Here is a 19,420-nt window from a genome sequence, read left to right as displayed (position 1 = left end):
GACCGACACGCCCCCGTAGCTCAGGGGATAGAGCAACGGCCTCCGGAGCCGTGTGCGCAGGTTCGAATCCTGCCGGGGGCACTTTGCAGGAAGTGCCCAAAGACCCCGTCACCAGCGGAAACGCTGAGGTCGGGGTCTTCGCGTATGTGCAGCCAGATGCAGCGCTGAGCGGCCCTAGGACGGGGTCCGTGGACTATTCGTGGACAGGATCTTGGGGCGTCTTCCCTGGTCAGCACCCGGAACAACGCAGGCCCCCGGACGGACCCAGGGGCCTGGAGCCTAGCTAAACGTCTTGTTGCTCAACCTGAGCAAGCTCGGCAAGGTACTCCTTCACCAAGTGCCCGAGCAGGTCTCCCAGATAGAGGCCCTTGTCGTGGGCTGCCCGCTGAAGCTCTTTCCATTCCTTCTTGGAAAGAATGATGCACTCAAACCGGGCGTCCGGGTGTGTGTAGCCGCAGCACAGACGTCGGGTGCAGCGCTTCGATCCCTCCCGTAGCTCTGGAGATGTCCACGGTGGGTAGGGGTAACGCTTCAGTCCATCTACGCAGGCCTCTACACGCTCATGGACCTCCCTCCGCAAGCGCGGCTTCCTCTGCTCGCCGTAGTGGTGCTCGAACCATCGAAGACGGGCAGGATCTTGTATCTCACGTTGTACCTCGGCCACCCGCGCCGGGATGCCCAGCACCGTCTTCAACGGCAGTTTGTTCCTCGCGAAACCCGAGCCCGGATAACGGTGCTCCATCTCCATGTCGATCTTCCACCTGGAAGCGGACTTCCAGCTCTTCCAGCGGTTGCACCTGTCACAGGCTGGCACCAAATTCCACCAAATATCTCGCCCTTTAGTAGCCAGTGGCGTTTCGTGCTCCAATGTCACGGATTGTTCTTCGGCACAGTACGTACAGCGCCTCTCATAGGCTGTGAGCACAGCAAGCCACACCCAAAGCGGTTGCTCTCCCCTATCTCGTCGGATGGCTGCTTCAGCACTGCTCGACACTTCCCCTCCCCAGCGGTACTGCCTTGGGGAGGACGTTAAGCGCTGCCACTGACAGAGCGGAGCACGCGCGTGATCACTCGTACTCGCGCAACAACTCCTCGATCTTGCGGTTGGCGATCTCCTGCCGTCCGTCGATGCACTTGGCGTAGCGGCTCAACAGGACCTCCACGCTGTTGCCCGCACGTTCGGCGACTTCGGTCGGGTCCACTCCGGAGTTGAGCCAGGTCGACAGCGCCGAGTGTCGAAGGTCATACGGGCGAGCCGCGAGCGGGGAGGCGACCGCGGCCGGCGGAAGCGCCAGCGCACGGGCCTCCTGCCAGACGCGGTAGTACGTCGAGGAGCCGACCACTCCCCCGCGCTCGTTGGTGAACAGCCGCCCGTCCTCGGCGGTGCCGAAGGTGTCGAGGTGCTGCCGGAGGATGGCGACGAGCTGGGGCGGGATCGGCACGAGCCGGACCTCTTCCGCCGGCCGGTTCTTCAGGCCCCGGTCGTCATGGGTCTCGCCGGAGTCCGTCCACTGCTTTCCGGCGCTGGGGCGCGTCCGGTTCAGCAGCACCGTCCCCCAGCCGGTCTCGGACAGCTTCAGGTCCGCATCGGTGAGGCCGACGGCCTCGGCCGGGCGCAAGGCGCCGTAGTACATGCAGGCGAACAGGCCGACGAGCCGGCGGCCACGTGCCCGGCGGTACCCACCGACGTACGAGACCGCGGTCAGCAGGGAACGGGCCTGCGCGGGATTGGCGACCACCCGGGGGTCGACTTCCCCGGCCACCTTCGGCTTCTTCCAGCGGATGCCTGTGATCGGGTTCTCCTTGAACTCCCCGAGGTCCACCGCATAGTGCAGCGCGTTGACGAGTGTCCGACGCTTGCGCCGGACGGTCTCCGCGGCTGCCGCCGTCCCGTCGAGCTTCAGCTTGAGCGAGTCCAGGACGGCCCTGCCGATCGCAGCGTCGCCGAGGTCCGAGAGCGGACGTGAGGCCTTGGCCACCCAGTGCAAGGTGTTCGCGATCTCGGTCGGCAGTTCGCGTTCATCCGGTCCGGGAAGGACGAAGGCCCAGTTACGAAGCGCCTTCCTGATCAGTTCCTCGGAGGGCCGCCCCGGGCGCTCGTCGAGAAGGGCCATCGTCACGGCGGTCAAAGCCTCGTTGATCCGGTTGCGCGTGTTCGGCGCCGCGTGCGGCCACTTCATAGCGAGGTACTTCAGGGCGAAGGCGTACCAGGTCATCGAGGCTGCCTTTTCGACCATCGAGTCGGGCAGCCCTGTCTCCGTGTCGAACTCCTCGCCGGCGTGCGCGGCGCGGAGCAGCTTGGACCGGTAGTGGTCCGCAAGCCCTTTGGTGCGGAACTGTTCGGAGAACACGCTCCCGGCCACGGTCCACCGGACGTCATAGGACGACTTCTTGGTGTTCCTCTTCCGAACGCCCCACACCTTCACATCGAGGGACTTCACGCCGCCGCCTCCAACTGCCGCAGCCAGGCGGTGAAGTCGCTCCGCCATATCCGGAGCTCCCCGTTGGGCAGCTTGAACGCAGCGGGCCCCTGCCCCAGTTCGCGCCACCGGTAGAAGGTACGGCGGGACACACCGCCCAGCTCCGCGAGGACTTGCGGGACGGTCATCAATTCGTCGCGTCGGTGGTCCATGCCGGTTCTCCTTCCGTGTCGTCGTCTTCCGGGACTGCGGGCGTGGGGAGGCCGTGAGCGATGAGGTGTTCTGCGGCGGTCAGGCCGGTGCCGGCGAAAACCCAGTGGGAGAGGACGAGGACGGTGTCCGGGTCGGGCAGCGGGTGGCCGGCCTCGGCCGCGCGTGCGCGGGCCAGGGCTTCGTTGTGGTCGGCGCGTTCCTGGCGGAGGGCGCCGAGGGTGGTGGAGTAGGCGCGGGACTTGGTGGAGAAGTGGCCGCGGAAGCCGAGCATGTGGGCCCACTTGCGCAGGCGCAGGTCTTCGAGTTCGGGCAGGGCGCCCAGGTGCCAGCAGGTGAGGATCATGCGCCGGGCGTGGTCGGTGACGCCGGAGCCGATCAGGTCCGTGATCGGGTTACGGATGGGGCGGTCCAGGGTGCCCGCGGCCTCGGCGCCCTTGGTGGCGTACTTGGCGATGTAGGCGGCCACGGCACGGCTGGACAGTTCCGAGGTGCCCGCGAAGTCGGCCGAGCGGATGGGGCGGATGTCGAGCTGTTCGCCGAAGCGGAAGGCGTAGGCGCGGCCGTCGAGGACGGGGCCAGGTGCCTCGGCGAGGCGGGCCGCGGAGCGGATCGCGTCGGTGAGCAGTTCGGTGGTGGCCCAGGCCGGCGGGGCGTCCTCGGCGCCGTCCGGGCCGTCGAGACGGATGACGGCGTGGAAGTGGACGGCGCCGCGCCGCTGGTACTCGGCGACCTTGGCGTACGAGACCTTGAGGCAGTGGCGCAGCGCCGAGCGGCTGACGCCCGCGCGGGAGGCGAGGTACTGGCGCAGGTAGGTGGTGAAGCGGGCCCACAGGGCTCCGGCGTGCGCGTTCCACAGGACGGCCGCGCGGTAGTCGTAGCGGTCCGGGTCCAGGGGCGTGCCAAGGGCGGGGTCGTCGTCCGGGTGGAGGCGTCCGCAGCGGCACCGGCCGCCGCCGGGGCGGTTGTGGACGGGGCCGAAGGACGGGGCGGTGAAGGTGGCGAAGACCCGCGGGTGTTCGGCGACGGCCGGGCCGATGCCCTTGCCGCCGCTCAGGCCGGCGGTGATCAGGTGGAAGGTGTCCCTGCGGTAGATCTCGGCGCAGGCGGCGCACCGGTTGGCGCGGCGGTTGTTGCAGCGGATGAGTAGCTGTCCGGCCGGAAGGTCGCGGTCGGCGATCTCGCGGACGATCTCACCGGTTGCGGCGTGGACGTCGAGCCGGTGGCCCTCCATCCGCACCGGTTGCTCGCAGCCGCCGAGACGCTGGATCTGGCGTGCGTAGGCGCCGAGGTCGCCGTGCCGGGCGAGCGCTGCCAGCTGGCGGATGGCTCCGGTGGGAGCCGCAGAGCGCATGTGCGGGTTCCTCCTTGCAAGGGGTGGGCGTTCGGTGCACGCACCCAGCCTGTCCAGGGGACTAGACAGTGTGGGCAGGCCGGGTGCGATGGAGCGATGAGGTCAGCGGCGGCTGAGGACCGAGCGGAGGGCGACGGCGCACACGGCCACGGACGTGGCGGTGAGGGCGACGGCGAGGAGCATGGAGACCAGGACAGCACCGACGACCAGGACCGCGGAGGCACCGCCGCCGACGAGGGCGAGCGCGGTACCGGGCGTGAGTCGGGCGGCCGGGCGGGCCGGGACCGGGGCGAGGGAGGCCGGCGGCGAAGCCGGGGCGCCCGGCGTGAGGGCGGTCGGTTCGACGACGGCGAGCGGGGCGGTCAGGCCGGTGGGCTGCGGCATGGTCGGGATCTTCGGTCGGAACATGAGCGCTCTCCTTTCGCGGGTCACTCGAGGAAGCTGTCGATGACGGGGGCAAGCAGGCTGTCGGCGAGGAGGTAGCCGCCGACGAGCAGCACGGCGATGAGCCACCAGGGCGGGCGGACGAGCTTGACGCCCAGGACCCCGACGACGAGCAGGGCGAGCCAGAGGGGGACGTCCATGGCGGTGTTCTCCTGTCAGGCCGGGCAGCGGTGGGTACGGGCGGCGAGTTCGGCGGCGGCGCGGCTGTCGTACTCGGCGGAGAAGTCACAGCGGGGCGCGGTGCAGGCGGCCAGGTGACGGTTCCGGCCGCGGTCGACGTACGAGGCGACGTTGACGGGGCCGATGCGGCGGACGTTGCGGAAGCGCCGGTGCATGGTGGTGCTCCTCTCAGAGATAAGCGGCGACGGACGGAGTCATGGACGGAGGCAGGCCGAGCCGGGCGCGTACGGCGTCGGGGTCGGCGGGGCGGCCGGTGGCCGAGCGGTGTTCCTCGGCCAGGGCCCGGACGCGGTCGACGAGGACGGGCGGCAGTGCGGCGGCGGAAGCGGTCACCGCGGCCGGGGTGGCGGCCGGTTCGGCGGTGGACTCCGGAGCCGGTTCGGGGTCGGTGGAGGTCGCCGGAAGCGCCTCGCGGTCGGGCTGGTCGACGGCAGCCGGAGCAGGGCGCGGCTCCGCTTGCGTGTCCGCTGCCGAGGGGGCCGGGGCCGCCGACGTTTCCGGGGTGTGCGGTGCGTGGGCCAGCAGCGTGCCGCCGAAGAAGGCGACGGCGGGCCAGCCCGCGACCGTCACGCGGAGCCAGGCCGGTACGTCGTCCAGGTCGAGGAGCCCGGCGGTGGCGACATTGGCGCCGAGGGACGCGGCCAGGGCCACCAGGAACCACAGCCGCGGTCCGCCGGTCGCCTGTCCCGCCCGCTGCTGCTGGCGCATCCGGCGCCAGGCGGCGACCAGCAGCAGGTCGACGCTCACGGGGTAGGCCCACGCCTTCCAGCCGTCCTGTCCGGCCGCCGCGGCGAGGTCGTGCAGGTGGGAGAAGGACAGGGCGCCCGCGATCACGGCCTGAATGACCACGGCGTCCACGCGGACCAGGTGGGCACGCATCGGCTCGGGTTCCCTTCCGTGCGATCAGTCGGTGGACTTGAGCGCGTCGGCGCGTTCACGGGCGAGGCGGGCCGCCTCGGCGGCATCCGCGTCGCCGGGCGTGTGGGCGGCGATGCGCTCCAGCAGGTCCGCCTTACGGGCCATGAGCGCGGCGTACTCGGCGGAGGTGCGGTCCTGGCGGAGCGCGGCCAGGTCCGCGATGAGCGCGCTCACCTCGGCGACGGTGGGGCGTGGCATGGGGCTTCCTTCCGGGTCCGGGCATGGGAGGGGTAGGGACGTGGCGCGAGGCGGTCACGCCGGCCGTGGAGGGGGAGGTGCGGCTACTCGGTCACCGGGCGAGCGGTGGGAACGGCAGCGATGGAAGAGGACGAATCGGCGGGTTCGGCGGTGGCGACGGGCCGGAAGGAGGCGAGCCGAGGCAGTTCCGGCACCAGGGCGGCGGTGTCGCGGCAGACTGCCGCCGCGTCGTCGAGGGTGAGGTGGGGCGAGCGGACGCGGGACCAGCCGCCGGAGGAGTCGCCGACGATGGCGACGCCGGGCCGTTCGGCCGGGATGGAGGTGGCGGCCAGCGCCGCTTCCGGCGCGATGTCGCCGAGCGCCATGGTGGCGGAGGTCTCGTCGTTGACGCGGTGGCAGACCCGGCCGGTCAGCTGGGCGCGCAGCATGGTCGCGCCCTTGCCGAGTTCGGCGCCGAAGCGCTGCCCGCACACCTCCAGGTAGATGCCGGCCGCGCGGCCGAGCTGGGCGAGGCGGATGAGCTTGGTGACCATGGCGTCCCGCCGCTTCTCGTCCTCCTTGCTCGCGGCGAGGAAGAGTTCGGCGACCTCGTCGACGACGACCACGACCGGCACCGGCCGCGCCTTCTCCGGCAGGCCCCAGACGTCCGAGGTGAGCACGGCGTCCGGACCGGCCCCGCTCGTCACGCCGATCAGGCGGAACCGTGCCTCCATCTCCTCCACCAGGACGTCCAGAAGGTCGTTCGCACGGTCCGGCGTATCGGCGAGCGCCGACAACCGGGGCGCGAACGGCGCCAGTTCGACGCCCCATTTGCAGTCGATGCCGACGAGCGCGACGGGTTGGCGGGCGAGTCCGCACAGCAGGTTGCGCAGGTACACGGACTTGCCGGACTGGGTGGCGCCGAGGATCAGTTCGTGCGGCACGGTGCGGAAGTCCCGGACGTGCCAGTGCCCGTCTTCGCGCAGCGCCAGCGGCAGGGACAGCGGACCGGTGCGCAGCCACGGCCGAGTGGGTCGGACGTCGGCGAGGACGTCCCAGCCGACCAGCCGCAACTCCAGCCGCCCCGGCTTGGTGGGCCGGACGTGCACGGCGTGCGCGCCCCAGGCATGCCGCAGCCGGTCGGCCGAGGCGGTGAAGTCCTCGGGCGCCTGCCCGGCCGCCATGCGCAGCCGCATCACGAGTCCGGACCCGGTCGGCAGCGGCAGCGACCGGCGAGGCGGTACGGGTGCCGCCTGCCGCCCCATCATCCGGGCGGTGGCCCGGCGCATGGCCGAAGCGGGAACCGTCAGGCCGCAGGCGTCCATCGTCGCCCGGTACGAGGTGAGTACCCGCAGCGCGACGACCGGATACCCGACCAGCCACCAGAACAGGACCGGCAGGCGACGGCACACCGCGGCCAGCGCGGCCACCGCCAGCAGTGCCGGCACCAGAACCCACAGGGCATCGGTCATGGCACTCAGCCCTGCGCAGCTGCCGGGGCGCCGACCATGACGGCGTCCGCACGGTAGGCGATGCCGTGCCGGACACGGCCGCCGAACTCGCTCTCCCAAGGCCGCGCCACAAGGCCGGACAGGAAAACCGGAGCGCCCATGACCAGGCCCTCACCGATGCCCTTCTCGGGAACGGTGACCTTAATCATGTCCGAGCCGCCCGCGGCGATGAACACCAGCTCCAAGACCATGAGCCGGTCGTTGGTCACCGGGTCCACGGCCACCTCACCGGTCTGCCGATCCCTCACCTTGACCTCGGGCAGCTTCGTAACCAGCAGAGTGGCGGACGAAGTATCCACAGGGATGACACGCATTCTGTGAACCTCACTTGATCGGGCGCCCGTTCTGGACGCCGAGCCGAGCTGAATACCCCCCTAGACAGCACGGGGAGCAACCCACCCAACTGTCTAGGGGGATTGACGGTTACCGTAACGCGGCGCCTCGGCAACTGTCTAGGGGGGTATACGAGTGTCGAGTCGGCGAGACGACCCGTGCTCTACGGGAGCGCCCAGTGCAGGACGGTGGCGTCGTCGTGCGCCTTGCCCCGAGGCCAGCGCTGGCCGTCGGGATCGCTGTCCTCCGCTTCACGGGTCCGACGGATCAACTCGTCCGGTCCGGCGGAGTCGAGGACGGCCAGAGCCTCGTCCCACGAGGCGAGTCCGAAGCGGTCCACCAGGCGCGTCGCTCCGTCGCTCAGCAGCGTCACGGAGGCCAGGGAGTTCAGCGCTACCGTGCCGGTCAGCGCATGCTCGGCCGCGAGCGGATCGGGGCCGGCGATCCAGAAGCCATCCGGCCGGTTCCGGAGAGACGTCAGCGCGTCCCGGTACTTGGCCAGTGCGGCGGCGTGTTCCGGGGAACCGGTGGGCAGTTCGTCAACCGCCCCGCGAAGCCGCGCGCCGACCTCGTCCAGCCGCCGGTCAGTGACCACGGAGGAGCGTCCGTCCCGTTCCGCGAGGAGCAGCGAGGAGTCACCGAGTACCAGGTATTCGAGCTTCCCGTCACGGGCTCGGACGGCGACGACCGTACTGGTCGGACTGGCCCGGTACTCCAGGTCACAGACGTCCTCATGAAGCGAGCGGACGACGCGGAGGGAGTCGGCCAGACATTCGGCGAGCGACCAGGCCGGGCATGTGGTGAGAGTGCGGAGCAGCAGCGCTCCCAGCGTTCCGGAGAACCAGGCGACGCCGTGCACGCACCCGGTTTCCGCGCCCGCTACGCCGGCACCGTCGAGGAGTACGGCGGCGCCGGAGGCGGCAGCGGCGAAGTCCTCGTTCTCACTGCCCAGCGCGGACGGCGAGGTGCCGAGGGCGAACCTCACCCTGCCGTCTCCTCATCGTGGCGGTAGAGCGGGCAGACCAGTTCGACGGACCGCGGCTCACTGGTCTCCGGGTCGTACTCGACGCCCACCAGCGTGGAGAACCGGCGATCTCCCACCTGCCCCCACAGGGAGTTGAGTTCGGAGGCCAACAACTGGACCACGCCGAGGGAGCCTTGCGTGTGGATACCGGCGATGGCGAGAAGCGAGCCCTTGCCGTCCGGGCGCGGCAGCCGGCCGAGATAACCGACGTCGTACGGCCGGGCCGGATCACTGTCCTGCCCCGACCGGTACACGGTCCCCGTGAGCCGGTCCACGACCGTCCAGGGCCCGTCTTCCGCCTTCTCCCAGCGCAACACGGGATCCTGGGCGTAGGTGTTCCACATGTCCTGGGACATGCGCGGGCCACAGACGACGACCAGGCCGTCGCGGTTCAGGTCGATCTCTCCGCTCACCGGCACGTGCTCGGAGGTGACGTCGAGCCCGTACGACCGCGCCAGGTCTTCCAGGCGCTTGCCGGAACTGACGTCGTCCACGGCGACGACCGTGCGCCCTCGTTCGTCATCCCGCCGCAGCGGAGTAGCGACCGTGACGGCACCCGACCCGAGGAACGCTCCCTCGGGAGCCGGGCCGGTGTGGCGGATCTGGTGGATGCGCCCGCGGCTGAGGCCGGCCTTCGCCGCGATCTGCGCGTACGACAACCCTTGTGCGTGGAGGTCCTGCACCACACGGCGCCGCAGCCGAGCGAGTTCGGTGACCTCCTGCTGCGCTTCGGCCAATCGGGTCGTGACCTCGCGCAGGAGCAGGTACGGATCATCGATCGCCATGATCCTCTGCAACTCGTCCGACATGCCCTCACCTCCTTGCCTCAGCCACGAGTCTAGGCCCCTAGACGAAACGGGCGGGAGTCGCCGTCCCGACCGGACGCCTACCGCATAGAGGCCAGACCGACGCCGGGGTACCCCACGAGGGGTCACCCCTTGCCGCCCGCGAGAGGGCCGAGGTAGGGCAGGCCGGGCGCGGTCACGCTTCCTCCCGCACCAGGTCCGCCCACACCGAAGAACCCTGCGGCAGCGCCTTGGCACCCCAGTCCTTCGCACAGGCCGCCACCAGCATCAACCCGCGGCCGCCCTCTTCCAGGCTGCTCGCGTCCCGCACCGTGGGTACACCGTCACCGCCCTGGTCGATCACCTCGATCCGCACGAAGTCCGCACCGAAGCCGACGACCACGAGGAACCAGCCTCCGGCCTTGCCGCTCAACGTGTGACGTACGGCGTTGGCCGCCAGCTCCCCGACGATCAGAGCCGCCTCCTCGACGCGGCCCCACTCCCGGAGTAACCCGGCCACGAAGTGGCGAGCTTCGGCAACTTGTTCAGGCAGGCCAGGGAAGGCACGACCCCACTTGGTGAGCACAGGAAAACTCCTCGTCTAGAGGGCTAGACAGCATGAGAAGCAGAGTATTCCTACACTCGACATCGATCCAGGCATGCAGAGGAATTATTCCTCTACTGGGTGACGGTGGCCGTCATCTCGCGGAACTCCTTCATCACCTGCACCAGCAGGTCCCGCGCCTCACCGCCGAAGACGGCCGCGCCCTCGAAGCGGCTGAACATCTCTTCATGGAAGGCGAGGTCATCCGCCTCGGTCGAGACCCGCTCACTGGGGAACCCCTCCACCACGACGGCCCGCCGGTCGCAGAGCGTGAAGCCGTGACGAGGCAGCACCGGCACCGGTCGACGCCACGGGATGACCCCGAGCCGTACCGTGTCCAGACTCTCGACGGCCAACAGCCGATCGAGCTGGGCGAGCATCAGCGACGGCGCCCCCGGCCACGTCCGCAACACCGCTTCCGTCAGCACGAACACCGACTCGCGCCCCGGCTCGTACAACAGGCTCTGCCGCTCCACGCGAGCAGCAACGGCCCGGCCTACCGCCGCAGCGTCCAGGTCCAGCGAAGCCAGGAAGACGTGCCGGGCGTACTCGGCACTCTGAAGCATGGCCGGCAGGACCACACACTGAAAGGAGCGCACCAGCCGAGCACCGCGGACCGCCTCATCCACGACGAGGCTCGCGGAGACGTCCTCTTCGGACTCGGGACCGGTCTCCACCGCAGCCTCAACCGCGGCCAGCAACTCGCGGACCTCACCGGCGGTCGACTCGTCGAGCCCGAGCGCCCGAGACAGCCGGTCCAGCACATCGAAGCTCGGGACCATACGCCCGTTCTCCACCTTGGAGACCGTCGGCTGGCCTACGCTGGCCCGCTGCGCCAGAGCAGCACCCGTCAGACCGGCATCCGCACGCAGAGCCCGAAGACGCGCCCCAAGCACCCTCATCCGCTCGCGCCGTTCACTCCCCATACCGAGGGTTCTACACCACGAACCAGCAGCCACCAGGCACAAGAGCAGCATCAACGACCAGCAGTACGAGCATGATTCAAACTCTCCCTACTGGTTCAAGTGCGGCTCGCTGCCGCTCGCCGCGCGCGGCCCGGCCCCCGGCCGGGCCTGCGCTCTTGTCTCCGCCCCGCTCCAGCCCGGCCGGCGCCCGTACCGCAACTAGCCACCCGATGCCAGAGAAGGGGCACATCATGGCTGGGGCGGTCGGCTCCACGGCTTTACGGAGCCACTTTGGCGCGAGCCTCGCAGATCATGGCCCCAACGTCGTGCTTTACCGGGCAGGTCCACAGACTGCCCGACGCGCCGGAAGCTTACGGGGCCATGATCACTCGCGCCAAAGCAGCGCCACCCCAAAGCCGCTCCACCGACCTACATGAACCGCAAAGCTCTCTCCCCCTCCGGCCGCCCAAAACACTTTTTTCAGATTCAACCGCTAACCCTCGGCGTCCCTTCAATCTGCGACGGATCGCAACAGATAATCAACAAGGAACCTGCCAGGGCCGTTGCGCGTGGAAGTGCCCGCGTTGCAGCTTTGTCCGCCCGCTCATTAACAGCGACTATGACGACCGCCCGACCTTTGATATGAGAGGAGTCAATGGCTGCGTAAAATACATCCTCCGCGGCATCGTGCTGGGCCCAGTAGGATGCCTCACCGAAGGACACCTCATGCGCGGCCCAAGGATGAGGGTCTCCGGTTGTAAGGACAAGAATGTCGCCTGGGAGTTGACCGGTCTCCAATATCAGGTCTACAGCCTGGTCGGCGACGTTTACAGCCTCCTCGGGGGAAGCCGGGATGATTTGGATGTGCGGGATCGAGGCGGCTGAATCATCAGCTCGAGGAGGAGCGTTCGTTGTGGCCACCTCGACGGAGGGCCCAGGACGGGACGCAGGGCGCCGAGGGGCTGGCATGGCCCTAGCGGTGGGCGCCGGCCGACTAGCAGCTGAAGCTGCAGGGAGCTCGGGAACACCCTTGTCATTCTGAGGTTCACTGAGAGGCATGAGTGATGTGTAGCAAACGCAGCTCGTCGGCATCGAGGCGGGTCGGCGGGATCCCTGTGCGCAGTCGGCGCCCCATGAAACGCGACCAGCACCGTTGACACGAGCTCGCCAACCACAGGACCGGACCGCATAGACTTCGCAGGACGCGGCAGCGCTGCGCTCGTTGCGTCCGCGGCCTTCATCCAAGTTTCCGCGCCCTTCCCACAGGCTCACTCAGTGGGTGATCTGCCAGGCGCCACCACCAACCCTGCTGCGGGCGTCGACCGCTTACCTCATTGACACATGCCGATCTTCACCACTCCATGATCCCCGAGTTTCAGCCCCAAGGTCACGGCACTCCGCTCCGGTCCCTCCGGGCCAACGAGAGGTCACGGACGATACACCTGCCAGCCCTACCTAATGCCCCCTTTGGCACAATCAAGGACGAGACTCGGCTAGTATGTCTAAGGCCACCGAGGAGAGGAAAAGTCCGATGAGCATCACGAGCGATACAGGTACAGAAGCCCCCCTTCTGGGTGTATCCGGCTCATTTGGAACTGCCGAGATCGAATTTGCGCGTCGTTTCGACGAGCTTCATCAGCTAATCTACCGGCAAGGCGGCGTCCGCCCCACCAATGCAGCAGTAGAGGAAGTTGCCAAACTTCTCTATCTTCGTCTTTGGTGGTTGAAGAACCCGTCAATTGTTCTACCATCCGGAGTTGCGCTGGGTCGACTTTTTGATCCTGACGCCGATCAATCCGGATTGGTAGACGGCTTTAAAGAGGCTTTTACGCTCGCACTCGGGGCAGATGAACTCACAGCCCGAACTCCCAGCGGCTCCAAAGAAGCAGTGTGGCCCAGGGATGAGCCTTTTCGGCTTAGCAACGCCAGGGTTCTCGGTTCCGCAGCATCACTAATCGCAGACCTAGTGCAGGACCATACTCCAGCAATTTCCGATCCTCTGGGTACGGCGTTCGATGCCCTCCTCAGTGGCCGCTATGACCACAGCGGCGGATTGGGAACCTACCTCACGCCTAGCAGTGTGGCACGGATGATGGCCGAGGTTGCTTTCGATCTCCTCGGCGAATCTCCGATTAACACAAGCGCACACCCAGTATTGGGCGATCCCTTTTGCGGCACTGGTCGATTTCTCGTAGCCGCAACGGAAATCCTCAGAGAAATCGGAACCAAAGAGGCTGCTCAAACCATCGCCACCGGCATCTTCGGCTCTGATCAGTCTCACTCCTCCGTCGCCAAAGCACGCATCAACATGATGCTGTACGGAGTTGAACACCCCCTAGTCTGGGCCACCCACGACTCAGTCACTGACCCTGACCTCACAAAACTCCACGGAAAATTCAGCCTGATCCTAACCAACCCCCCCTTCGGGGAAGGGAAATATGACAGTATTCCTGGAATTACTCAAACCGCGAAAGCCATTCCTAGGTTGTCAGGAAAATCTAAAATCGACCCTGCTCTTGCTGGACTGGTAAAGTCCTTGCTGCTCCTGAAGCCTGGCGGCGTTCTTGGGATCGTGCTTCCTGACGGAATTATCGAGTCGCGGGCATTCGAGGATCTCGTATCCGGACATGCAGGCCTCTTCGATGACGGCGCCACTGTCGCCGCGAATATCAGCCTCCCCACTTCTACATTCTCTCTAAGTGGTACGGTGGCGAAAACGAGTGCGATTTTTCTGCGGCGAGAGCATCGACCCACTCGCGTTGCACTGGCTCGAGTTCAACACGTTGGATATGTGCGGCAAGCCGGAAAGGCAGCGCGGGATCCGCAGGGGAACGATCTCCCAGAGGTTCCAGGCCTGATCCGTAAAGGCCTACTCAACGCCGGCAACGCCTCTGTCTCCATCGAGAGTCAGGAGCCACTAGTTGCGGTTGTCCGTCCCGGCGCTCTGCAGTCGTACGACCCTTCGCGGGTTGATCCTGCGGCTCTAGAAGCGCGGGCCTTCGTCCAAGAGAAGGGAGGGATCGAACTCCGCAACCTCATGGATGAGGTGCGGGCGCGCCGCTCGCCTTTGTTGGCAGGAATCCCCTTCGTGTCGGTTCTTCATATCGATGATCTTGGCACTATTGCTTGGCATGAAGCGGAAAAATACCAGCCAACGACACCAGGCATCTTGGCATCTGGCGGAGACCTCATCATTTCTTTGCTCAACCCGTCGAAGCTGCGTGCGTCTGTCGTTCCCGAGGAGTTCGCCACCGTACAGGTCTCGGCAGAGTTCGGCGTTTTCAGGCCCCACGAAATGCCCTACGCAGTTTTGGGGCTGCTGTATTCGGAGAATGTTAAAGCGCAGCTGCGTCCACTTGGACGAGGAACCTCAAGCTCGCGGCGCCGAATCACCGAAGCGGACGTGCTGTCACTGGCCGTCCCGAATCTTAGTCGTCCTTCTATGTCCCAGTTGGACGTCAAGGTTAAGGCTGCCCTTGAGTCGATCACTCAAGCCAGGGCGACACTGAGTGCCGAGTTCCTCAAGCTCGACGAAGCATAACGCCCGCCTCCCAACATCGGAGGGGCCGCCTGCTGAGGCGGCCCCTCCAAGTCATTCACCTATCCTTAGCTGCCCAACATCAGTTGCCAACACTTGCTCTACTGCCTGAATGTCGCTCTGCGAAAAGGTGTCAGCAAATAGGTTAGGAATCATGGCTATATCCGCCACGATGTCAGCTGTTTCGGTCAACCGGGTTGATCGGTTAACCTGCCTCGCGTAAGGCATACCGATTGTCCGGCCGCGGACAGGGAGAACTTCACGAGGAAGATCTTTGAACCACTTCACCTCGTGTTCGCCACTTGCCCTTACGTATAGGCGAACATCGAATACGAGAACTTCCTGGAAGTCTAGATTTCCGAGTGTGTTGACCACAAGATTGTCGTCGTGCCCCACCGGTGGGTGGAGCTGGAAGTTGTAGGTTCTCCCACTGCGACTCTCAACGAATTTAAGAATCAGAGCTCTCCAGCCGTCATCGGCTTGAGCGTCAACACACCAGCCCCTTATCCGGATGGGAACTTCACTCTCAGGGCTATGTGCACCAACCACCCTGTCGACCAAGACATAGAAGAGGTATGGAGCCTGAAGGAACTTCTTCCAGGTCTCGTCTCGCCCTTTCTTCCTCTGCACCTCGTCGTCGGCTAGAGTGCCGAGATTATGGTTCCATCGGGGCCTGTCCACTCCAGATATATTGGCAGCACTCTTCACCTCACTTCCATCGACCAAATCATCGCCCTTTCCCCGGAATCCTTGTCCCGGTGTCTGCAAGACTATAGAGGCGACAAATTGGGCAATATATCCAGTGTCAACCTGAGCCGTTTGGCCAGTGAGAGCAGCCCACTTTTGCAGTGTTAGGTGTTGATTGGCGAAGAAATCGATAAACAACTCTTCAAGGAGAGCTTTGCGTTTCTCATAAGTGAGCCCTTTGAGAAGCACACTCCTTTTCTTGATGCCCTCTGCGATCGCTGCCGCTGTTTCCTCTTTCACGCATGCTCCAGCCATGGCTCTGATGGGTGGGACAACACGCCAAGCCTGCCGCCAGCAGACACAACGCAGCGCGTCGGCTCGCTGTGGACCAGGAGTGGACGAGCGACACTCTAGCTCGGAGCAGCAAGCGGAGTGACCTGGTTGGAGTTCCCGATCCAGCAACGGCCTCCGGAGCCGTGTGCGCAGGTTCGAATCCTGCCGGGGGCACTTCGTGTGAAGTGCCTGAAGACCCCGCCGTCAGCGTGTTCGCTGGGTGCGGGGTCTTTTGCGTGCGCAGGTGTGCGCGGCTCGATGCAGCCCCATGACAGTGATCACATAATGGCGACGTAATGATCTTGATGGGTCTCTCGGCAGGCCAGAGGCAGGCCCGGTCCCCTTGCCCGCCGAAGCGGAAGCGTTCAGGGGCCGGATCTCCGCCGCGCGGAACGCGATCCCGTGCCGCCCCTCGTTCTCCCAGGGCGTCACGACCAGGTCCCGTACGGCCACCGGCATACCGGTCTGCACACCGGCAGGCTCCCCCACCACGCTCACGGTCACGACGTCCGCGGACGCCCCGGCCATCAAGCACAGGTCGACCTGGTACACGGTCTTGCCGGTCTCCTGGTCAACCCGGAGCCGACCGGTCTCACGGTCGGTGACCCGCGGAGCCGGGGGCACGGCGCAGATGATCCCCGTGAACTTCGCGGTGTCGGCCGGAAGGCTTGCCACTGTTTCGGATCTCCTCGTCTCCGACACCCGAAGGGCGATCCTTCGGGTTGCCGGACCGCCCGTAGTACGGGCAGTCAACCGCCTTCGCGTGGGAGTGGCGCTGTCCGTCCATGGACGGAAGAAGCAGTGGCCACGGCCACGGAGGGTCCCATGCCGCCGAAGAACACGCAGCCGAAGTACCGGCAGATCGCCGACTACCTGCGCGACGGCATTCTGCGCGACACCTTCCCGGCCGACCGCTTCCCTGGGAGGAAGCGTTGGCGAAGCAGTCCGGCGTGACGCGCCCCACGGTTCGTCAAGGGCTGGCCGAACTGCGGGCCTCCGGTCTCGTCGAAGCCATCATGGGCCGCGGCACCTTCGCCCGTTCCCCGTACAGCCGCCCCGGCCTCACGCGCCCCCCAAAAAAACACACGAGCCCACCGCCTTTGACTAGAAAAAACCCAGCTCACCGAGATCCCCGGCAAGACTCAGGGCAAGAAGAAGTAAGCCCGCACCCACAGGTCCCCTGTCCGCAGTTCTTACGGCGGTAGGGGATCTGTCGCCGTGCCGGACCTTCCCTTCCAGGGCCGCGCGTTCTGCCTACGTGTTTCCTCTATGCCCGGCATGCCCCTGACTGGCCGGCACGGGTGCGACCGGGCGAACCGCTGTGAAGTCCTGGAACGCATCGCGGGTGGCGGAGAGCAACAGCAGCCACTCGTCGCAGCCCTGCCACGGATAGAGGTCGCCGCCGCCTCCACGCACCACCCGCGGTCCGTCCCCGGTGCGGGGGCGTGCGTCCGTCGGCGCGTCCGTGAAATGCGGGATCCACACGTCGGCGCAGATCTCATTCGCCGACCCCATCCCCGCCAGCCCGAAGGCGTTCTCGGCCACGGCAGTGCGCTCCTCGTCGGCGAAGTCGTCGAGCACCTGGTCCTCGCCTGGCCTCCCGTCCCCGCGGAAGGTCAGAGTGGTCGTGCCTGCCCGGGCCGCGTACTCCCACTCCGCCTCGCTGGGCAGCCGGAAGGGCAACGTCCCGAGCAGGTCGTCCAAGTCGTCCTCGAGCCGGGCCGTGCTCGAATCCGATTCGGTGAAGCTGTCCTCGTACTCGGGCAGCCAGTGCCGTACTTGCGCCACCGTCAGCGGATGCCGGGCGATCAGGAACGGCTCGACCCGCACTTCGCGCACCGGCCGGGCCCGGTCAGCGCCGGCGAAGAACGCCTCGAGGTCGTCATCGGCGCCGTCGGCCCGCTCGATGGCGCGAACCGCGTCCAGTTCCGCGTCGGACAAGCCCATCCGGAACGTCCCACCGGGCACAGCCCGGAAGACCACCCCGGAAGGGGTGTGCCGCCAAGCCGGTCGTCCGGCCACGATCTCTTGCGCCCACATGGCGCCGGACGCTAGCAGCCGGGCATCCCGGACGGGGAAGTGGGTCCGGGAAGGGAGCGTGACCAGCTGATCACTTCCTGGACGCCGCAGCTCTGCACCACTACCGCACCAGATCGAGCGGGGAACAGCGGGGAATCACAGTGAAAGCCGCCCTGCCCGACGACGCTACGCCCAGGCCGTTCACCCAGGTCAGTGCATAAAACGGCCCCAAATGATCGCAGCTTCCAAGCTGATGTCACTACCGGCCTGCCGCTTCGTCCGGGCTGCGGCGCTGGGGCGCCGGTCCCGGCCGAGCGGCAGGCCGAGGCTCACGCCAGAGGATGCCGGAACATGAAGAGTCCCGTACGACAGCGCCAGGGAACGATGTCGTACGAGGCCGGGAGTCTGCTCGATCGCGACCAACCGGCGTCCGAGGGCAGCTCAGGCCGCAGGTGCCTCCCGAGCCAGCCCGCCATGCCTTTCCGCTTCCAGTCCCGCCGTGATCAGCTTGGCCAGCAGTTCGGCTGCCTCGGGGCGGACGGTCCCGAGCTGCACCAAGCCATCACCGAAGACGTTCACGTCGGCCACCAGGCCAGGGAAGTCGGAGTCCAGCCCGAGCAGCACCAGCTGATCGGCCAGGGTGCCGGCGCTTCGCCGGGCACGGTTCCAGCCTCGGACGTAGGGCACGCCCGGCATCAAGTCCTCCGCGCGTTTGGCCACCACTCCTCGCCGGTCGGTCATGACGTCAGGTCCTTCCCTCGGGGTTCCTCGACGGTGGCCGGTGCGTGCTCGGCACCGTCACTGTCTTGGCCGAAGCCACTTGCCAACGCCAGGCGCAGCAGTTCTGCAAGGCGCTCCGCCGTGCCCGGAGACACCCGGCCCAGCTCGACCAGGCCGTGCCCGAAGGCGTTCAGGTCCGCGCGCAGGTAGGGGAAGTCCTTCTCCAGACCCGCACGCACCAGCGCATCCCGCAGAGCGGTGGTCGCGTTCCGAGCCGCGTACCATCCGTCGCTGTCGAGAGGTGACCACGTAGCAGCGTCACACTTGTTGGCCGGCTCATCCCGCATCGGTGGTCGTCTCCTCCGGAAGCGCAGCGACCGCCGAGTACGGCGTCGGGTACTGCTCCCCGAAGCGGTCGATCCTCGCCAGGAGTTCCGCGGAGGCCACCAGCGCGGTCGCGAGAGCCACCGGGCGCAACGGGTTGGCCTCCGGCCGGCGCATCGGCGCACGAAGCCACTGGTAACGATCACCGGACAGCGGAATGGGGCCGGGCACGACGACGGCGGACCCCTGCCCGAGATACCGGTAAGGCGGCGGGGAGGACGTTTCGCGCTGGAGGTAGTACCCGAAGGTTTCGCGACTCTGCGAGCCCAGGAAGAACCCGACGCGCTGAGCCTTGCGGTCCACGACCGCAGGCCCGAACGGCAGCCCGCTGCGCAGAAGGCGGTCGAACATCTCCAGTCCCAGGCGCTCCTCCACGCTCACCACGTCGAAGAAGCGGCCGGTCGCCAGCAAGCAGGGCATCCGCGGGTCATCCACCCAGATCTGTCGGCACTGCGCCGGGTCGTCCGCCGACGCAGACAGCCATTCCATTCCCCGCCGGGTCATCCTCTGCACGTCATCCCACCCTCAGTCGGACTGTGGCGCGGCCCCGATGCCGCCGTGCATCCACACTCGCGGGATGGCCCCTGGCCAGGGCAGATGACGAGAGGTGACGGGGGATGACGCGTGCACCCGTGTCACGTCATCCCCCGTCACCCCATCTCCGCAGACAATCTCCGATTACTACCTGCACGGGGCAATGACCAGCGCGTACATTCGGGCAGGTAACCCGAGTCGTCGCACCGGCGTATGCGCAGGGAGTGAAGGGCCACGTCTTCATGAAGCCGACCAGCGTCCGCTTACGTGAGGCTCGCACTGGCCGGGGCTGGAGTCAGCCGCGGTTGGTGAGGGAGTTACGCCGGGTTGCCGCCCAGCG

General features: G+C 67.0%; 23 protein-coding genes, 1 tRNA gene and 2 pseudogenes. 4 read left to right on the top strand and 22 right to left on the bottom strand.

Going from position 1 to position 19,420, the window contains the following annotated elements; translation table 11 throughout:
* Nucleotides 1-9: 9 nt before the first annotated feature.
* Nucleotides 10-81, top strand: a tRNA-Arg gene (locus tag ABZ340_RS25605).
* 202 nt (nucleotides 82-283) lie between these two features.
* On the opposite strand, the gene ABZ340_RS25600 is transcribed toward ABZ340_RS25605, so the two are convergent.
* The 16 genes and pseudogenes from ABZ340_RS25600 to ABZ340_RS25525 all read right to left on the bottom strand — a co-directional run bounded on the left by ABZ340_RS25600 (nucleotide 284) and on the right by ABZ340_RS25525 (nucleotide 10,886).
* A complete protein-coding gene (locus ABZ340_RS25600) occupies nucleotides 284-748 on the bottom strand; it encodes a hypothetical protein (protein WP_358784194.1) in 465 nt (154 codons plus the stop codon).
* Between the two features lie 45 nt (nucleotides 749-793).
* Nucleotides 794-925, bottom strand: a pseudogene (locus ABZ340_RS25595) (HNH endonuclease); the annotation flags it as partial.
* A gap of 142 nt (nucleotides 926-1,067) precedes the next feature.
* On the bottom strand, nucleotides 1,068-2,441 hold the full coding sequence (locus tag ABZ340_RS25590) for a tyrosine-type recombinase/integrase (protein WP_358784167.1): 1,374 nt from the start codon (nucleotides 2,439-2,441) through the stop codon (nucleotides 1,068-1,070).
* Nucleotides 2,438-2,632, bottom strand: a complete 195-nt coding sequence (locus ABZ340_RS25585) for a helix-turn-helix domain-containing protein (RefSeq protein ID WP_358784166.1) — start codon at nucleotides 2,630-2,632, stop codon at nucleotides 2,438-2,440. The genes ABZ340_RS25590 and ABZ340_RS25585 overlap by 4 nt, the downstream gene beginning before the upstream one ends.
* Nucleotides 2,608-3,984 (bottom strand): replication initiator, encoded by a 1,377-nt coding sequence (locus ABZ340_RS25580; protein ID WP_358784165.1) that lies wholly within the window; start codon nucleotides 3,982-3,984, stop codon nucleotides 2,608-2,610. Before ABZ340_RS25580 ends, ABZ340_RS25585 begins: the two co-directional genes overlap by 25 nt.
* Before the next feature lie 102 nt (nucleotides 3,985-4,086).
* Nucleotides 4,087-4,392 carry a SpdD-like protein gene (locus ABZ340_RS25575; RefSeq protein WP_358784164.1) on the bottom strand — a complete coding sequence of 102 codons (306 nt, stop codon included), beginning with the start codon at nucleotides 4,390-4,392 and terminating at the stop codon, nucleotides 4,087-4,089.
* A gap of 20 nt (nucleotides 4,393-4,412) precedes the next feature.
* Entirely contained in the window at nucleotides 4,413-4,568 is a 156-nt protein-coding gene (locus tag ABZ340_RS25570; protein ID WP_358784163.1) for a hypothetical protein, read from the bottom strand.
* A 15-nt stretch (nucleotides 4,569-4,583) separates the two neighbouring features.
* On the bottom strand, nucleotides 4,584-4,763 hold the full coding sequence (locus ABZ340_RS25565; protein WP_344603641.1) for a mobile element transfer protein: 180 nt from the start codon (nucleotides 4,761-4,763) through the stop codon (nucleotides 4,584-4,586).
* 13 nt (nucleotides 4,764-4,776) lie between these two features.
* A complete protein-coding gene (locus ABZ340_RS25560; protein ID WP_358784162.1) occupies nucleotides 4,777-5,487 on the bottom strand; it encodes a DUF2637 domain-containing protein in 711 nt (236 codons plus the stop codon).
* Between the two features lie 24 nt (nucleotides 5,488-5,511).
* Nucleotides 5,512-5,724, bottom strand: coding sequence for a hypothetical protein (locus tag ABZ340_RS25555; protein ID WP_358784161.1), 213 nt, complete (start codon nucleotides 5,722-5,724; stop codon nucleotides 5,512-5,514).
* Between the two features lie 83 nt (nucleotides 5,725-5,807).
* Nucleotides 5,808-7,175: an FtsK/SpoIIIE domain-containing protein gene (locus ABZ340_RS25550; RefSeq protein WP_358784160.1), complete on the bottom strand. Its 1,368-nt coding sequence runs from the start codon at nucleotides 7,173-7,175 to the stop codon at nucleotides 5,808-5,810.
* Nucleotides 7,176-7,180: 5 nt separating this feature from the next.
* Nucleotides 7,181-7,528: a hypothetical protein gene (locus ABZ340_RS25545; protein WP_358784159.1), complete on the bottom strand. Its 348-nt coding sequence runs from the start codon at nucleotides 7,526-7,528 to the stop codon at nucleotides 7,181-7,183.
* A gap of 182 nt (nucleotides 7,529-7,710) precedes the next feature.
* The gene (locus tag ABZ340_RS25540) at nucleotides 7,711-8,532 is read right to left on the bottom strand and encodes an integrase (RefSeq protein WP_358784158.1); all 822 of its coding nucleotides are present in this window, start codon (nucleotides 8,530-8,532) and stop codon (nucleotides 7,711-7,713) included.
* The gene (locus tag ABZ340_RS25535; RefSeq protein ID WP_358784157.1) at nucleotides 8,529-9,380 is read right to left on the bottom strand and encodes a sigma-70 family RNA polymerase sigma factor; all 852 of its coding nucleotides are present in this window, start codon (nucleotides 9,378-9,380) and stop codon (nucleotides 8,529-8,531) included. The genes ABZ340_RS25540 and ABZ340_RS25535 overlap by 4 nt, the downstream gene beginning before the upstream one ends.
* Before the next feature lie 172 nt (nucleotides 9,381-9,552).
* Nucleotides 9,553-9,942 carry an ATP-binding protein gene (locus ABZ340_RS25530; protein ID WP_358784156.1) on the bottom strand — a complete coding sequence of 130 codons (390 nt, stop codon included), beginning with the start codon at nucleotides 9,940-9,942 and terminating at the stop codon, nucleotides 9,553-9,555.
* 92 nt (nucleotides 9,943-10,034) lie between these two features.
* Nucleotides 10,035-10,886 carry a helix-turn-helix transcriptional regulator gene (locus ABZ340_RS25525; protein WP_358784155.1) on the bottom strand — a complete coding sequence of 284 codons (852 nt, stop codon included), beginning with the start codon at nucleotides 10,884-10,886 and terminating at the stop codon, nucleotides 10,035-10,037.
* A 1,510-nt stretch (nucleotides 10,887-12,396) separates the two neighbouring features.
* Here ABZ340_RS25525 and ABZ340_RS25520 point away from each other — a divergent pair.
* Nucleotides 12,397-14,406, top strand: a complete 2,010-nt coding sequence (locus ABZ340_RS25520) for an N-6 DNA methylase (protein WP_358784154.1) — start codon at nucleotides 12,397-12,399, stop codon at nucleotides 14,404-14,406.
* Nucleotides 14,407-14,457: 51 nt separating this feature from the next.
* Here ABZ340_RS25520 and ABZ340_RS25515 read toward each other — a convergent pair whose 3' ends face one another.
* Both ABZ340_RS25515 and ABZ340_RS25510 read right to left on the bottom strand, forming a co-directional pair.
* Nucleotides 14,458-15,390, bottom strand: a complete 933-nt coding sequence (locus ABZ340_RS25515; protein ID WP_358784153.1) for a MamI family restriction endonuclease — start codon at nucleotides 15,388-15,390, stop codon at nucleotides 14,458-14,460.
* Nucleotides 15,391-15,762: 372 nt separating this feature from the next.
* Nucleotides 15,763-16,098 (bottom strand): annotated as a pseudogene (locus tag ABZ340_RS25510) (hypothetical protein); the annotation flags it as partial.
* 150 nt (nucleotides 16,099-16,248) lie between these two features.
* On the opposite strand from ABZ340_RS25510, the gene ABZ340_RS25505 reads away from it, so the two are divergent.
* Nucleotides 16,249-16,377 (top strand): hypothetical protein, encoded by a 129-nt coding sequence (locus ABZ340_RS25505; protein ID WP_358784152.1) that lies wholly within the window; start codon nucleotides 16,249-16,251, stop codon nucleotides 16,375-16,377.
* Nucleotides 16,356-16,628: a hypothetical protein gene (locus ABZ340_RS25500; protein WP_358784151.1), complete on the top strand. Its 273-nt coding sequence runs from the start codon at nucleotides 16,356-16,358 to the stop codon at nucleotides 16,626-16,628. Before ABZ340_RS25505 ends, ABZ340_RS25500 begins: the two co-directional genes overlap by 22 nt.
* 49 nt (nucleotides 16,629-16,677) lie before the next feature.
* Here the strand turns inward: ABZ340_RS25500 and ABZ340_RS25495 are convergent, their stop codons facing one another.
* From ABZ340_RS25495 to ABZ340_RS25480, 4 genes are all read right to left on the bottom strand, one after another.
* Complete coding sequence (locus ABZ340_RS25495; RefSeq protein WP_358784150.1) at nucleotides 16,678-17,370, bottom strand: SUMF1/EgtB/PvdO family nonheme iron enzyme; 693 nt, start codon at nucleotides 17,368-17,370, stop codon at nucleotides 16,678-16,680.
* Between the two features lie 513 nt (nucleotides 17,371-17,883).
* Nucleotides 17,884-18,183 (bottom strand): hypothetical protein, encoded by a 300-nt coding sequence (locus ABZ340_RS25490; RefSeq protein ID WP_358784149.1) that lies wholly within the window; start codon nucleotides 18,181-18,183, stop codon nucleotides 17,884-17,886.
* Nucleotides 18,180-18,509, bottom strand: a complete 330-nt coding sequence (locus ABZ340_RS25485) for a hypothetical protein (protein ID WP_358784148.1) — start codon at nucleotides 18,507-18,509, stop codon at nucleotides 18,180-18,182. The genes ABZ340_RS25490 and ABZ340_RS25485 overlap by 4 nt, the downstream gene beginning before the upstream one ends.
* Nucleotides 18,499-19,059, bottom strand: a complete 561-nt coding sequence (locus ABZ340_RS25480) for a bifunctional DNA primase/polymerase (RefSeq protein WP_358784147.1) — start codon at nucleotides 19,057-19,059, stop codon at nucleotides 18,499-18,501. The genes ABZ340_RS25485 and ABZ340_RS25480 overlap by 11 nt, the downstream gene beginning before the upstream one ends.
* Nucleotides 19,060-19,420: the final 361 nt, after the last annotated feature.

This window comes from Streptomyces sp. NPDC006134, from assembly GCF_040628835.1.
Taxonomy (GTDB): domain Bacteria; phylum Actinomycetota; class Actinomycetes; order Streptomycetales; family Streptomycetaceae; genus Streptomyces.
Note: the sequence above shows the minus strand (reverse complement) of the source record. Positions and strands in the feature narration are given on the sequence as shown.